Raw genomic sequence first — 13,231 nt, forward strand, 5'->3', positions numbered from 1 at the left:
AATACGGTGAAACCGCGCCCTCGCCGTGTGTGACTTTGGTAATGGCCAGTTTTGCTGGATGCGAAAGCAACAGTGAAACCAGCAGGGAGAATCCTTAACGGAATCTGCCAGAATCAGGCGACGTTCGCCATGGCGATTTCACCTCTAACTGTTTGAAAAAAGAGTTTTTATCTGCAGGATTTCAGGCTGAAATCGCCCGAATTTCACAGTAAATCCTCATGCTGCCGTGAGAAAACGGGGATTTAGCCAGACGATATTCAATGTGTTATCCACAGAAAACGTGGATAACTTTTACTGTAGCCCCTATGCCATAAGCGCCGTCTGGCTGGGCGACTGCCACACTGCATCACGCACGCGCACCGGTTTATGAATCAAACCGAGCGCATAAAAGCGGTCAGCGATAGTTTGCTGTTCTTTGATGACGTGGAAAACCATGGCCCGCGTCTGGTGGCTGCGTCGGGATAAGGCACGTTCCACGGCTGCGAACTCCAGCCCCAGTTCCTGCGCCAGCATAGTGGCGGCTTCATGGCGATGATTATCAATAAAGGTCCCGGTTTGCTGCAGGCTCGTCACAAGCTGCTGCACGATATCGTCATGCTGCTGCACATAATCATGGCGCGCCAGATAAAACTGGTGGTTGTGCACCCGGCCTTCGCCCTTCTCCAGCACGCGCAAATCGGCGTTGCTTTCTGCGGCACTTAGCAGCGGATCCCACATCATCCAGGCATCGACGGCCAGATAATCGCTGGCTGTGAGCGGATATTTCGGCGGCGTGTACACCACTTTAATTTCATCCAGACCGATGCCGGCTTCCTCCAGCAGCTGTAACAGCAGCCAGTGAACATTCGATCCTTTATTGACCGAGATACGCTTACCCCGCAAATCTGCCAGGCTGTGGATAGTACTGTCGCGTGGCACCACAATCCCGACGCTGCCCGGCGCGGGTGGCTCCCAGGCGATATAAGTCACGGCGTTACCGCTGGCCTGCGCGAAGATGGGCGGCACCTCACCGGTGGTGCCGAAATCAATCTCATTATTTTGCAGCGCATATAACAGTTGCGGACCGGCAGGAAACTCACTCCACACCACGCTGATACCCTGCTGGTTAAAGCACTGTTCCAGCGTCTGACGCGCTTTCAATACGCCAAGATTGCCAAATTTCTGATAGCCGATACGCAACTCGCGTTCAGGGCGCGCGGCCCCGCTGGCGTGTGCGAAGGCCATGACGGCGGACTTGCGCCGCCCTTTTATGACGCCCATCTGTGCCAGATGCGTGCGCAGCGTGTGCCGGCTAATGCCCAGCAGCGTGGCGGCCTGCGTCTGATTGTTGTCCGCTATTTCCAGTGCGTTACTGATCAGACTCTGAATCACCCGATCAAACAGCTGTTGCGGTTCGCGTGTAATCTGCTGGCGCAGAAAACTATCCAGCGTCGAATCGTCCGTTTCGCTGTATCCACGTTCACTGTAACCTGCCAGCCGCAGCTGCGTCGGCGTTAATGTCTCATCGCGACTGAGCAGCACCGCATTGTGCAGCGTATTCTCCAGCTCACGAATATTGCCGGGCCAGCTGTAGTCGCGCAGTGCTTCCAGCGCGTCAGGCGACAGGCGACGTGCCGGACGGCCAAGGCGGCGTGCATACAGGGAAAGGAAATGCTGGGCCAGCAGCGGGATATCCTCGCGACGCTGGCGCAGCGGTGGCAGGGGAACAACGGCGATATTCAGACGATAAAACAGATCTTCACGAAAACGCCGTTCGCGAATTGCCTGCGCCAGATCGACATGGGTTGCGGCGATAACGCGCACGTCTATTTTGATGGCCTTGCGTGAACCGACGCGCGTGATCACACGCTCCTGAAGGACGCGCAGCAGTTTAACCTGCAGCGGCAGGCTCAGTTCACCTATCTCATCCAGCAGCAGCGTGCCGCCCTGCGCCGCTTCAAACCAGCCAGGGTGCGCCTGAGTCGCGCCGGTAAAGGCACCTTTCTCATGTCCAAACAATTCAGCTTCTGCCAGGCTTTCTGTCAGGGCGCCGCAGTTGACGGCCAGAAACGGGGCATGCCGGCGTGGACTGTGGTGATGCAGATACCGCGCGACCACCTCTTTGCCGGTGCCGGTTTCGCCCACAATCAGTACCGTGGCGTCGGTGGGTGCGAATTTATCCAGCAGCGACTGGAAAGCCAGCGATGCCGGGTCGACCAGGCGAGGTGAATCCGGTTGATTGTAAGGTGTCAGCATGAGATGGCTCCTGTAAAGGTCTGCCATCACGCTAAACCCGGTAAGTGGCAATGAACAGCAGGAAAAAAGCATAAGCAGTTGCATATGCAGCAAATGCTGTTGGCGTTGCGTTGCAATTGCAACAGACATTACGCGTTCTGATGGCCTAACTGACTGAAAATGCACAATCTCTGTTTCGTTAAAACCTGGCATGCTTTTCGCTTACGCCTATATAACCAAATAGAAAGTAATGAATGAACGTTTTCTCATAAAGTTATATAGGATAAGCATAATGGCCGATTCTGCGCACGAGAGCATAAATGTCTTCTGGTTCCTGCCGACGCACGGCGATGGCCGTTACCTGGGTACCACAGAAGGCGGACGCCCGGTTGATTTAGCCTATTTACAGCAGGTCGCGCTGGCCGCCGACAATCTGGGCTTTTACGGCGTCCTCATTCCGACAGGCAAAAGCTGTGAGGATTCCTGGCTGGTGGCTTCCGCGCTGGCACCAATGACGCGCCGGCTGCGCTATCTGGTCGCCGTACGGCCAGGGTTACAGCCACCCACGCTGGCAGCGCGCATGGCTACCACGCTGGATCGTCTGTCGGAAGGCCGTCTGCTGATTAACGTGGTCACCGGCGGCGATCCGGTAGAGAACAAAGGCGACGGCATCTTCCTCAACCACAGCGAACGTTATGAAGTGACTCGCGAGTTTCTGGATGTGTATAGTCGGCTGATGCGCGGCGAAAAAGTGGATTATCAGGGCGAGCATATTCAGGTTGAAGGCGCTGAGGTGCTGTTTCCACCGGTGCAGGAAAACGGTCCACCGCTCTACTTTGGTGGCTCATCGGAGGCAGCAATCGACGTGGCGGCGCAGCAGATTGACACCTATCTCACCTGGGGAGAGCCACCGGCGCAGGTAGCAGAAAAACTGGCGGTCGTGCGTGAGCGCGCTGAGTCACGCGGCCGGAAACTCGAATACGGTATCCGCCTGCATGTGATTGTGCGTGAAACCGAAGAAGAAGCCCGAGCGGCGGCGGATAAACTGATTGCCCATCTGGATGACGACACTATCGCTCAGGCGCAGAAGATTTTTGCCCGCATGGATTCCGCCGGTCAGGCGCGCATGAGTGCGCTGCACAACGGTTCGCGCGATAATCTCTACATTGCGCCGAATCTGTGGGCAGGCGTCGGACTGGTGCGCGGCGGTGCCGGCACGGCACTGGTGGGCAGCCCGCAGCAGGTCGCTGAACGCATCCGGGAATACCATGCGCTCGGCGTGACTAACTTCATTCTATCGGGCTATCCGCATCTGGAAGAGGCACATCGCGTGGCTGAATTGCTGCTGCCGCTGTTACCGCTGGCTCACGGTCAGCAGCAGCGCGCCCGTACCATTAACACTGGCCCGTTTGGTGAAACCATCGGCGGCGATAAGCGCCCATCGGCGAAACAGACGAGCGCCAGCTGATGCAGGAGAAGGCGATGGCAACAGCGCACATCATTATTGTCGGCGGGGGCTTCAGCGGCACAGCGCTGGCAATTCACCTTGCCCGCACGTCGCTCGCGCCGCTACTGATTACAGTGGTCGAACCGCGCGCCAGCCTCGGCGCCGGTGTTGCCTATTCCACGCTGGAACCGGCACACCGCATCAACGTGCCGGCTGCGCGTATGCAGCTCAACGGAGAAGAGCAGGGCGCCTTTGATCGCTGGTATCGTCAGCAACCGGAATGTTCACTGGATTCGGCAGCACACTGTGCCGATGGCGCGGTGTATCCGCAGCGCGCGCTGTTTGGCCGCTATCTGGCTCAGCAGTTTGTCGCCGCCGCTGAGGCGCATCCGCATGTCACTCTGCGTCACGTTCAGGCGCGTGCGCTGGCATGGGAAGGGCAACAACTGCTGTTGAGTAACGGTGAAACCCTGACTGGCGACATCCTGGCGCTGGCGATCAGCCATCCACCGCCGTCGCTGCCACGTATGCTACAGCCGTTTGCCGACCATCCGGCGCTGATTGCTAACCCGTGGCAGCCAGGCGTGCTGGATAACGTTGAGCCTGACGCATCGGTGGCGATTGTCGGCACCGGCCTGAGCATGGCTGATGTGGTGGCTTCGCTGGCGACGCGTGACCATCAGGGGCTGCTGCTGGCGTTCTCACGGCGCGGACAACTGTCACGCGCCAATCTCAGCGGCGAATGGTCGGAGTGGACAGTGGCCGCGCAATCTCAGCCCAGCGCGCGCCGCTGGCTGCGGCATATTCGTGATGAAGTCGCTCGCGCTGCCGCGCAGCAGCTGCCGTGGCAGCGTGTGCTTGATGAGGTGCGTGTGCAGGGACAAGCCATCTGGCAGTCACTCCCGCTGCCTGAACAGCGACGCTTTGCGCGTCATCTGCGTTCATGGTGGGATGTGCATCGCTATCGCATTGCCCCACAGGTCGCCGCCGTCATCGCCCGGCGACAGCAGCAGGGTAGCTTGCAGGTACTGGCCGCTCGCCTCGTGGCGATTCACGCTCATCCGCAGCAGCTGGAAATCACCCTGCGTCAGCGCGATGGCACCCGGCAAAACCATGTGCTGGATAAACTGATTGTCACGACCGGACCGGGACATGAAGCGCTGACGACCAGCCAGCCGCTGCTGCAATCGCTCAGCGAGCAGGGCCTGATCCGCGCCGATGCGCTCGGCTTCGGCATTGATGTGGATCACCACTCGCGCACCCTCAACCGGCACGGTCAGCCCAACGCAAACCTGTTTGTCGTGGGCCCGGCGGCGCGCGCCCGCTTTGGCGAGCTGATGGGATTGCCGCAGGTGGCCGATCACGCGGCCGCCGTAGCGGATGAAATTCTTAAGGTATTGCCTGTCGCTCACGCTGAGCGATGTCCCCCTTCCGCCTCCTGAATACTCAACATCCTGAAAATTAACTGACGAACGCCGGGTCGCTGCACGATCACGGCCTCGCTATGGAGATTGCTATGCCATCGCAACGCGAAATACGCCTGAATGCCTTTGATATGAACTGTGTCGGTCACCAGTCGCCCGGACTCTGGGCCCATCCCCGTGACCGCTCCTGGCAGTATAAAGATCTGGAATATTGGGTTGATTTGGCGCGCCTGCTGGAGCGCGGCAAGTTTGACGGCCTGTTCATTGCCGATGTGCTCGGCATTTACGATGTGCTGAACGGCAACGGTGACGCGGCGATACGCCAGGCCACTCAGGTGCCGGTGAACGATCCGCTGGCGTTGATTACGCCGATGGCGCTGGTCACAGAGCACCTCGGTTTCGGCTTAACCGCCTCGCTGTCGTTTGAGCATCCTTATCCGTTCGCGCGCCGTTTGTCGACGCTGGACCATCTGACCAAAGGCCGCATTGGCTGGAACATCGTTACCTCCTATCTGGAGAGCGGCGCGCGCAACATTGGTCATAAAGCGCAAACCGATCATGACAGCCGCTATGACTATGCCGATGAGTACCTGCAGGTGGTCTATAAACTGCTGGAAGGCAGCTGGGAGCAGGATGCGGTGCTGCGCGATCGTCAGCGTCGTATTTTCAGCGATCCCAGCAAAATCCATCCGATTAACCATCAGGGTACCTTCTTTAACGTACCGGGCATCCACCTGTGTGAACCCTCGCCGCAACGCACGCCAGTGCTGTATCAGGCCGGTGCATCGAGCCGCGGCAAACAGTTTGCGGCTGAGCACGCAGAATGTGTGTTTGTCGCCGCGCCGTCCAAAGTGCTGTTAAAGAAAACCGTGGCCGATATCCGGCGTCGTGCAGCCGAAGCCGGTCGCGATCCGCGTAGTATTTTGATCTTCAACCTGCAGACGGTGATTGTCGGTGAAACCGATCGGGCGGCACAGGCGAAGTGGCAGGAGTATAAAAACTGGGTCAGCTACGAAGGCGCGCTGGCGCTGGTCTCTGGCTGGACCGGCATCGACTTTGGACAATATCAGCCGGACCAGGTGCTGAAATACCTGCACACCAACGCCATTCAGTCAGCGGTTGAAACCTTCTCTACTGCCGATCCCGATCGTCAATGGACGGTGAAAGCGCTGGCTGACTGGGTGGGCATCGGCGGTTTTGGCCCGCTGCTGGTGGGTAGTGCGGCAACGGTGGCGGATGAGCTGCAGAGCTGGGTAGAAGAGACTGACGTGGATGGTTTCAACCTGGCGTATGCGCTGACCCATGAAACCTTTGAGGATGTGGTCGAGCTGCTGATTCCGGAGCTGCAAAAACGCGGCGTTTACAAACAGGATTACGCCGCGGGCACGCTACGCGAAAAGCTGTTTGCCGCCGGGCCGCAGCTCAGTGCGCCGCATCCGGGTGCTGGCTATCGCGTACGCAGCGCGCAGCAGCAGGAGGTCATATGATCGAAATCGAGCGCCTGAGTAAACACTACCGTGCGCCGGACGGTCGCGTCACCGACGTGCTGAAAAACATCACGCTGCAGGTGCCGGAAGCCAGCATCACCGCTGTGGTCGGACCGAGCGGTGCCGGAAAATCTACGCTGGCGAAATGCATCAGCCTGCTGGAGCAGCCGAGCGGCGGCAGCATCCGGGTTAACGGCAGCGACTTATCCCGGCTGGATGGCGAAGCGCTGCGCCGCGCGCGCCGCGCCATCGGCACGGTATTTCAGTCTTCCGCGCTGCTGCAGCGTAAAAGTGCCTGGGAAAATATCGCGCTGCCGCTGCGCTATCTCGGTGTGGTCGAGCGCGATATCCGCGCCCGCGTCGGCGAGCTGCTGGAGAGTGTCGGACTGAGCCACAAAGCCAGCGCCTTTCCCACCCAGCTCTCCGGTGGGCAGCGGCAGCGCATCGGTATTGCCCGCGCGCTGGCGCTGCGTCCCTCTGTACTGCTGGCCGACGAAGCCACCTCCGGCCTCGATCCGGAAGCGACGGTCACCATCCTTGAGCTGCTGAAAAAACTGCGTGACGACTACCGGCTGGCAATCGTGCTGATCACCCATGAAATGGATGCCGTACGTCAGGCGGCGGATGCGGTTGCCGAGATTCGCGATGGAGAGATAGTGCAGTATGGCACCGTCAGTGCGCTGCTGGCACAGCCGGACAGCGCGCTCGGCCAGCGGCTGCTGCCGCTGACGGCACAAGTCAGTGATGCCGGACTGGTGCTGCAGCTTAGCTACCGTACCGATGTCGCGGTGGCCAGCGACTGGATTTCGCGCATCAGCCAGCAGTTCGCTTTAAAGGTGGATCTGCTGGGTGCGCATGTCGAGCGGGTCAATGGCATCCAGGCCGGACGGTTGCAGGTGGGCATTCATTTTCAGCAGGAGCAGGTGCCGCTGGCACGGTTGCTGACGCAGCTGGAGCAGTATGGCCTGGCGGCCAGCGTTGCTGTCAGCATGCCGCCCTTGCGGGAGGCGGTATGAGCGTATCCGTGATAAGCCAGGACACGCCCTGGCCTGAAATTCCGGCACTGATGCTGCCAGCGCTGGGTGAAACCGCGCTGATGGTTGCCATTGTGATGCTGTTTGTGGTGAGCCTCGGTGGCGTGGTTGGCGTGGTGCTGTTTAACACCTCGCCGCGCGGACTGTTTCCGCAGCGCGGCGTGCATCGGGTGCTGAGCTGGATCGTCAATATGGGGCGCTCGTTACCGTTTCTGGTGCTGATGGCGGCCATCATTCCGTTTACCTTCTGGCTCACCGGCACTACTATCGGCATTCCGGCGGCGGTGGTACCGATGATCGCCGCCGGGATTCCTTTCTTTGGCCGCCTGGTCGACAACGCATTACGCGAGCTGCCCGGAGAAGTTACCGCCGTGGGGCTGGTGTGCGGCGGTTCGCGCTGGCAGATCATCCGCTCCGCCCAGCTGAGTGAAGCGCTGCCGGCGATTGTCGCAGCCATCACGCTCAACCTGATCTCCATGATTGAGTACTCGGCCATCGCCGGCACCATTGGCGCTGGCGGCATTGGCTACCTGGCGGTGGTGTATGGCTATCAGCGGTTCGATAACCACATCATGATCGCCACCATCGTGGTGTTAATTGCACTGATTCAGACCATTCAATTTTTCGGCGACCGGCTGGTTGCGGCCTTGCGCCATCCTCAGGGGACATCGTTATGACAACACAAGAATTTGAGTTACGTAAAACACGCCGCTGGCCGTGGCTGCTGCTGATTATAGTGGTCATTTTGCTGGCCGTCGCTGGCTGGTTGTGGCGCAGCCAGCAGCCGCAGGCGGTGGTGTTTGGCACCACGCTGAAAGTGCATTATGAGCCGGCAATGGCCGGGGAACAGAAGCTGATTGACTATGTGGGTGAGCATATCGCGCCGGACTACGGCCTGAAGCTGGAGGCGGTCGGTGTGCAGGATCCGGTGCAGGCGGACCGTGCGGTAGCAGAAGGGCAGTATGCTGCGACGGTCTATCAGCATCAGTGGTGGCTGAAGCAGGTGGTCGATGCTAACGGCTTCCAGCTCACTTCCAGCCTGCCTCTGTTCCAGTGGGCCTTTGGTATTTACTCCGATCGCTACCACTCTGTGGCGGATCTGCCGCAGGGCGCAACCATTGTGGTGCCCGACGATGGGGCGAATCAGGGCCAGGCGCTCTGGCTGCTGGCGCGTCAGGGATTGATCACCCTCGATCCAACGGTAGAACCGCGCACCGCCAAACTGAAAAACATTGTCGGTAATCCGCACGGTTTCGTGTTCAAAGAGCTGGATCTGCTGACCATGCCGCGGGCGCTTAATTCGGTCGATGCGGCGATTGGTTATGTGTCGCAGTTTGACGCCGGTAAAGTCCCGCGTGACAAAGGCATTCTGTTCCCGCCCGCGCCGCGCACCTTTGCCTCGCAGCTGGTGATCGGTACGCCTTACCTGGAGCAGGAGAACATCGTCAAACTCAGACAGGCATTTGCCGATCCGCGCGTACAGCAGTGGCTAAAAACCACCGATGACCCGCTGGTCAAAGGCGTACTGGTGCCGGTTTCTGCTGAATAACTTTACTGCCGAATACGCTACCCGGACCCGCATTGCGCGTCCGGGTTTTAGTGTTGGTGTCTTTGTTATCTTATTGATTATATTGTAATTAATAGCAAATATTGTTGCTTTGGTTCCCTGCATAAAGCGCTTATAACCACCTCACCTGCACAACAAAAACAGACGTGAGGCGTTATGAGTACTCTTCCTTTAGAAAACACCTTGCCGGCTTCGCAACCGGTACGTTCGGTCAGTGATGTGGCAAGGCTGATCAACACCCGCAGTAGCAAAAACAACTATGCGCGCATGATTGTGTTTCTCGCGTTGGGTGGCGTGTTCCTCGACGCCTACGACCTGACCACACTGTCGTACGGCATCGATGACGTGGTGCGCGAGTTCCAGCTATCGCCGTTCACCACCGGGCTGGTCACTTCATCCATCATGGTCGGCACCATCGTCGGCAACCTGATTGGTGGCTGGCTGACGGATAAGTACGGCCGCTATTCGGTGTTCATGGCCGACATGCTGTTTTTTGTCGTATCGGCGATTGCGGCGGGCTTAGCACCCAACGTCTGGGTGCTGATTGGCGCGCGCTTCCTGATGGGCATTGGCGTGGGCATCGATCTGCCGGTGGCGATGTCTTATCTGGCGGAATTCTCTAAATTTGCCGGCAAAGGCAACAAAGCCGCACGGCTCGCGGCCTGGTGCCCGATGTGGTATGCGGCTTCCACTGTGTGTTTCCTGCTGATTTTTGGCCTCTATTTTCTGCTGCCTAAAGATCATCTCGACTGGCTGTGGCGCGCCTCGCTGCTGTTTGGCGCGATACCTGCGCTGTTGATCATCGCGGTGCGCAGTAAGTTCATGAATGAATCACCGTTGTGGGCCGCAAATCAGGGCGATCTGACCTCGGCGGTGCGTATCCTGCGTGATTCGTACGGTATTCATGCACACGAAGCAGAACCAGAAACGCCACCCGCGGCGGCGGCACCGAAGGTGAGTTTTCGCGTACTGTTCCAGAAGCCGTGGCGTGAACGCACCATCGTTGCCGGCGTAATGAATATCTGTATTTCGTTTGAGTACACCGCCATCGCCTTCTTCCTGCCGTCGATACTGGCGCAATTTCTTGGTGCCGGTGTGTTCGAGACCATCTCAGCTTCGCTGGGGCTGAACGCGCTGTTTGCCTTTACCGGCGGGCTGCTGGGGATGCGCCTGGCGTGGAAATATCCGTCACGCCACGTGGCGATCGCTGGCTTTGCGCTGCAGTTTTTGGCGCTGGTGGCGCTGGCACTGATTGGCCACCCGCAGGCGCTGGTGGGCATCGTGTTCGCGGTGCTGATGCTCGGGCTGTGGCTGTTCGCTGAAGGCTTTGGCCCGGGCGCGCAGCTGATGGTCTATCCGGCGCTCTCGTATCCCACCTCGATTCGCGCGACTGGCGTCGGCTTTAGCCGTGCGCTGTCGGGCATCGGCAGTGCGCTGGCGCTGTTCATTCTGCCGATTCTGCAGGCGGCGCTCGGCACCAACATGTTCTGGGTGGTATCGCTGGCCGCCATCATTCCGATCTTTTTCCTGCTGGCGGTGCGTCACGAACCGACCCGCCACGACATCGACGACCTTTCCCCTCAGGAGTAAAACATGAGCATTCTCTCTACCGGTACTGACTATGACACGCTGGCGGCGCACTTCCGACCGCTGTTTGCCCGCATCGCGGCGGGCGCAGCGGAACGCGAGCGTACGCGTACCTTGCCTTATGAACCACTGCAGTGGCTGAAGGAGGCCGGCTTTGGCACGGTGCGTATTCCACAGCAAAAAGGTGGCTGGGGCGCCTCGCTGCCGCAGCTGTTTCAGCTGTTAATTGAGCTGGCGGAAGCGGATTCCAACCTGCCGCAGGCGCTGCGCGCGCACTTTGCGTTTGTCGAGGACCGGCTCAACCAGCCGGACAATGTGGAGCGCGATGCGTGGTTTCGCCGTTTTGTTGATGGCGAGTTGGTGGGCAGCGGCTGGACGGAGATTGGCAACGTCAGGCTGGGCGACGTGATCACCCGCGTCACGCCTGCCGCCAATGGCTGGACGCTGAATGGCGAGAAGTTTTACAGCACCGGTGCGCTGTTCGCCGACTGGATAGATGTTTACGCGCGTCGCGATGACAATCAGGGTGACGTGATCGCGCTGGTGAATACGCATCAGCCGGGCGTCACGCGTGAAGATGACTGGGACGGATTTGGCCAGCGCCTGACTGGCAGCGGCACGACGCGCTTCGAGCACGCGCATGTGGAGACGCAGCACGTGTATGATTTTGCCACGCGCTTCCGTTATCAGACCGCGTATTACCAGCACGTGTTGCTGGCGACGCTGGCGGGCATTGCGCGCGCGGTCGCGCGGGACGGCGCGGCAGCCGTTGCCGCACGCAACCGCGTTTACAGTCACGGCAACGGAGCGGCCTCGCGGCAGGATGCGCAGGTGCTGCAGGTGGTAGGCGAGATCACCAGTCTGGCATTTGCCGTCGAAGCCACGGTGATTCGCGCAACCCATTCACTGCAATCAGCGTATGAAGCGCACGTCAGTGCCGATGAAGCGGCCATCGCCGCCATCAACAACCTGGCGGAAGCCGAGGCCGGACAGGCGCAGGTGATCGCCAGCGAGCTGGTGCCGCGTGCTGCCACCGAACTGTTTAATGCGCTTGGCGCGTCGGATACGCGCGTCAGCAAAGCGCTGGATCGTCACTGGCGCAATGCGCGCACCGTCTCGTCGCATAATCCGGTGATCTACAAAGCGCGCGACATCGGTGACTGGAAAGTCAACGGCACGCCGCCAACCGGCATCTGGCAAATCGGCAGGGGAGAGGGGTAACCAGCCTTGATGAGCAAACGGCGCCGTTATCGGGCGCCGTTTAATGGCGCAGAATCCGGCTGCGTCATGGAATTAGCACCTCATAAGCCGCAACCCGGCGGCTTAAGAGCGGTATTCAATAATATTGAAACCTTCATCAGCCGCTGGCGCTGAGAAATAACGGCTTATGATTTCAAACTGTTCATCTGAAGCGGCAAAATCGTGGGTGCCTGCTGCGTTACGGGCACGTAATCGGCTCTTACACACCTCATCAGGGACGTTAAGTAAATGCATCTGGTTAGCAGCACCTGATGCCTTAATGATACTCATCATCCATTCACGACTGGCGGCTGTATTAGCCGGAAAATCCAGGACTATCGACATCCCCGCGTTAAGTAATGACACCAGATGCGGTTTCATGGCATTTCTGAGCTTAGAGGAATACTGCACGTAATCCGCGACCGTGTGCATTTCATCGGCATAGAGCGCTGCAAGCCAGCGATCCTCACTGATAATGAGAGTGCGCGGTGCAGCGCCTAATTTTGCGGATAACGTAGATTTACCCGACGCAATTTTTCCACATAACAGGTGAAGCGTGGCTTTTTCAGGTGATGCGACATCGGTGGTGTTCATGGCTGACCTCACTGGTTGATTACCGGTAAGGCCCGCCTTACCGGCGGGAAAATGGCAAACGTTATCCCACCTGAACGTGCAAGGTGATAATAATGATTGCGGAAGACAGGGCTGAGTAAGTTTTCATCGTTTTAAACTAACAGGTTAAGTCTCAATAATCACCTGATGCTTTGCTTTAGCTATGATGGCAGCGTGTTGTTGATAGCGGAGTTCGCAGGGGGGAGGGCCGTTTGGTGCCGGGAGCGGACATTGTTCAGGTGTCAGGCAGGTATCTCAGGAACAGATTATCCCCGGATGGCTGGCTTAATATCTGTTAAAGATTTCACACCCACAGGCCGATAAAAACAGGAGCGACAGAAACGTAAGGAGATGCGCATGTATGGAAAACTGGTCATTACGGGAATAATAGTAACGTTGTTAAGTGGATGTTCGGCTGGGTTTAGGCCTTCTCTGGAAGACTATAAAGGTTCAGATGCAGCCAGGGTTCGTGCTGCATCTGAGGGCAATACAGCCCTGCAATTTTACGAAAAACAGCCGAGTGGCTGTTATAAAAAAGTTTTAGAGCGCCGGGTTACAGCTGGTCTGGCTATTCTCGGTATTCCTGTGTCAGGAAATAAAAAAATCGGAATGCCAGAATC

10 protein-coding genes and 1 pseudogene are annotated in these 13,231 nt (G+C 58.5%); 9 read left to right on the forward strand and 2 right to left on the reverse strand.

Features of this window, described 5'->3' with window-relative positions; translation table 11 throughout:
- Positions 1–303: 303 nt before the first annotated feature.
- Positions 304–2,235 carry a sigma-54-dependent Fis family transcriptional regulator gene (locus QMM04_RS16450; protein WP_282996555.1) on the reverse strand — a complete coding sequence of 644 codons (1,932 nt, stop codon included), beginning with the start codon at positions 2,233–2,235 and terminating at the stop codon, positions 304–306.
- A gap of 271 nt (positions 2,236–2,506) precedes the next feature.
- On the opposite strand from QMM04_RS16450, the gene ssuD reads away from it, so the two are divergent.
- The 8 genes from ssuD (at position 2,507) to QMM04_RS16490 (ending at position 11,981) form a co-directional block, all read left to right on the forward strand.
- On the forward strand, positions 2,507–3,682 hold the full coding sequence (gene ssuD, locus QMM04_RS16455; RefSeq protein ID WP_150360130.1) for an FMNH2-dependent alkanesulfonate monooxygenase: 1,176 nt from the start codon (positions 2,507–2,509) through the stop codon (positions 3,680–3,682).
- A gap of 14 nt (positions 3,683–3,696) precedes the next feature.
- Positions 3,697–5,103: an FAD/NAD(P)-binding protein gene (locus QMM04_RS16460; protein ID WP_282996556.1), complete on the forward strand. Its 1,407-nt coding sequence runs from the start codon at positions 3,697–3,699 to the stop codon at positions 5,101–5,103.
- A gap of 74 nt (positions 5,104–5,177) precedes the next feature.
- A complete protein-coding gene (locus QMM04_RS16465) occupies positions 5,178–6,572 on the forward strand; it encodes an LLM class flavin-dependent oxidoreductase (protein WP_058780980.1) in 1,395 nt (464 codons plus the stop codon).
- A complete protein-coding gene (locus QMM04_RS16470) occupies positions 6,569–7,588 on the forward strand; it encodes a methionine ABC transporter ATP-binding protein (RefSeq protein WP_058770424.1) in 1,020 nt (339 codons plus the stop codon). Before QMM04_RS16465 ends, QMM04_RS16470 begins: the two co-directional genes overlap by 4 nt.
- Positions 7,585–8,283, forward strand: coding sequence for a methionine ABC transporter permease (locus QMM04_RS16475; RefSeq protein WP_058770425.1), 699 nt, complete (start codon positions 7,585–7,587; stop codon positions 8,281–8,283). The genes QMM04_RS16470 and QMM04_RS16475 overlap by 4 nt, the downstream gene beginning before the upstream one ends.
- A complete protein-coding gene (locus QMM04_RS16480; protein WP_058770426.1) occupies positions 8,280–9,155 on the forward strand; it encodes a MetQ/NlpA family ABC transporter substrate-binding protein in 876 nt (291 codons plus the stop codon). The genes QMM04_RS16475 and QMM04_RS16480 overlap by 4 nt, the downstream gene beginning before the upstream one ends.
- A 174-nt stretch (positions 9,156–9,329) precedes the next feature.
- Positions 9,330–10,763 carry an MFS transporter gene (locus QMM04_RS16485; RefSeq protein WP_150360132.1) on the forward strand — a complete coding sequence of 478 codons (1,434 nt, stop codon included), beginning with the start codon at positions 9,330–9,332 and terminating at the stop codon, positions 10,761–10,763.
- A 3-nt stretch (positions 10,764–10,766) separates the two neighbouring features.
- The gene (locus QMM04_RS16490) at positions 10,767–11,981 is read left to right on the forward strand and encodes an acyl-CoA dehydrogenase family protein (protein ID WP_125311067.1); all 1,215 of its coding nucleotides are present in this window, start codon (positions 10,767–10,769) and stop codon (positions 11,979–11,981) included.
- Between the two features lie 102 nt (positions 11,982–12,083).
- Here QMM04_RS16490 and QMM04_RS16495 read toward each other — a convergent pair whose 3' ends face one another.
- Positions 12,084–12,593 carry an ATP-binding protein gene (locus tag QMM04_RS16495; RefSeq protein WP_282996557.1) on the reverse strand — a complete coding sequence of 170 codons (510 nt, stop codon included), beginning with the start codon at positions 12,591–12,593 and terminating at the stop codon, positions 12,084–12,086.
- A 375-nt stretch (positions 12,594–12,968) separates the two neighbouring features.
- On the opposite strand from QMM04_RS16495, the pseudogene QMM04_RS16500 reads away from it, so the two are divergent.
- A pseudogene (locus QMM04_RS16500) lies at positions 12,969–13,231 on the forward strand (hypothetical protein); the annotation flags it as partial.

The sequence above is a fragment of the Pantoea sp. Pa-EAmG genome, assembly GCF_030024295.1.
GTDB lineage: Bacteria > Pseudomonadota > Gammaproteobacteria > Enterobacterales > Enterobacteriaceae > Pantoea > Pantoea dispersa.

What these genes read in the sequence shown, in the direction of transcription:
- QMM04_RS16450 (WP_282996555.1), bottom strand. Translation starts at nt 2,235, where the DNA reads ATGCTGACACCTTACAATCAACCGGATTCACCTCGCCTGGTCGACCCG.
- ssuD (WP_150360130.1), top strand. Translation starts at nt 2,507, where the DNA reads ATGGCCGATTCTGCGCACGAGAGCATAAATGTCTTCTGGTTCCTGCCG.
- QMM04_RS16460 (WP_282996556.1), top strand. Translation starts at nt 3,697, where the DNA reads ATGGCAACAGCGCACATCATTATTGTCGGCGGGGGCTTCAGCGGCACA.
- QMM04_RS16465 (WP_058780980.1), top strand. Translation starts at nt 5,178, where the DNA reads ATGCCATCGCAACGCGAAATACGCCTGAATGCCTTTGATATGAACTGT.
- QMM04_RS16470 (WP_058770424.1), top strand. Translation starts at nt 6,569, where the DNA reads ATGATCGAAATCGAGCGCCTGAGTAAACACTACCGTGCGCCGGACGGT.
- QMM04_RS16475 (WP_058770425.1), top strand. Translation starts at nt 7,585, where the DNA reads ATGAGCGTATCCGTGATAAGCCAGGACACGCCCTGGCCTGAAATTCCG.
- QMM04_RS16480 (WP_058770426.1), top strand. Translation starts at nt 8,280, where the DNA reads ATGACAACACAAGAATTTGAGTTACGTAAAACACGCCGCTGGCCGTGG.
- QMM04_RS16485 (WP_150360132.1), top strand. Translation starts at nt 9,330, where the DNA reads ATGAGTACTCTTCCTTTAGAAAACACCTTGCCGGCTTCGCAACCGGTA.
- QMM04_RS16490 (WP_125311067.1), top strand. Translation starts at nt 10,767, where the DNA reads ATGAGCATTCTCTCTACCGGTACTGACTATGACACGCTGGCGGCGCAC.
- QMM04_RS16495 (WP_282996557.1), bottom strand. Translation starts at nt 12,593, where the DNA reads ATGAACACCACCGATGTCGCATCACCTGAAAAAGCCACGCTTCACCTG.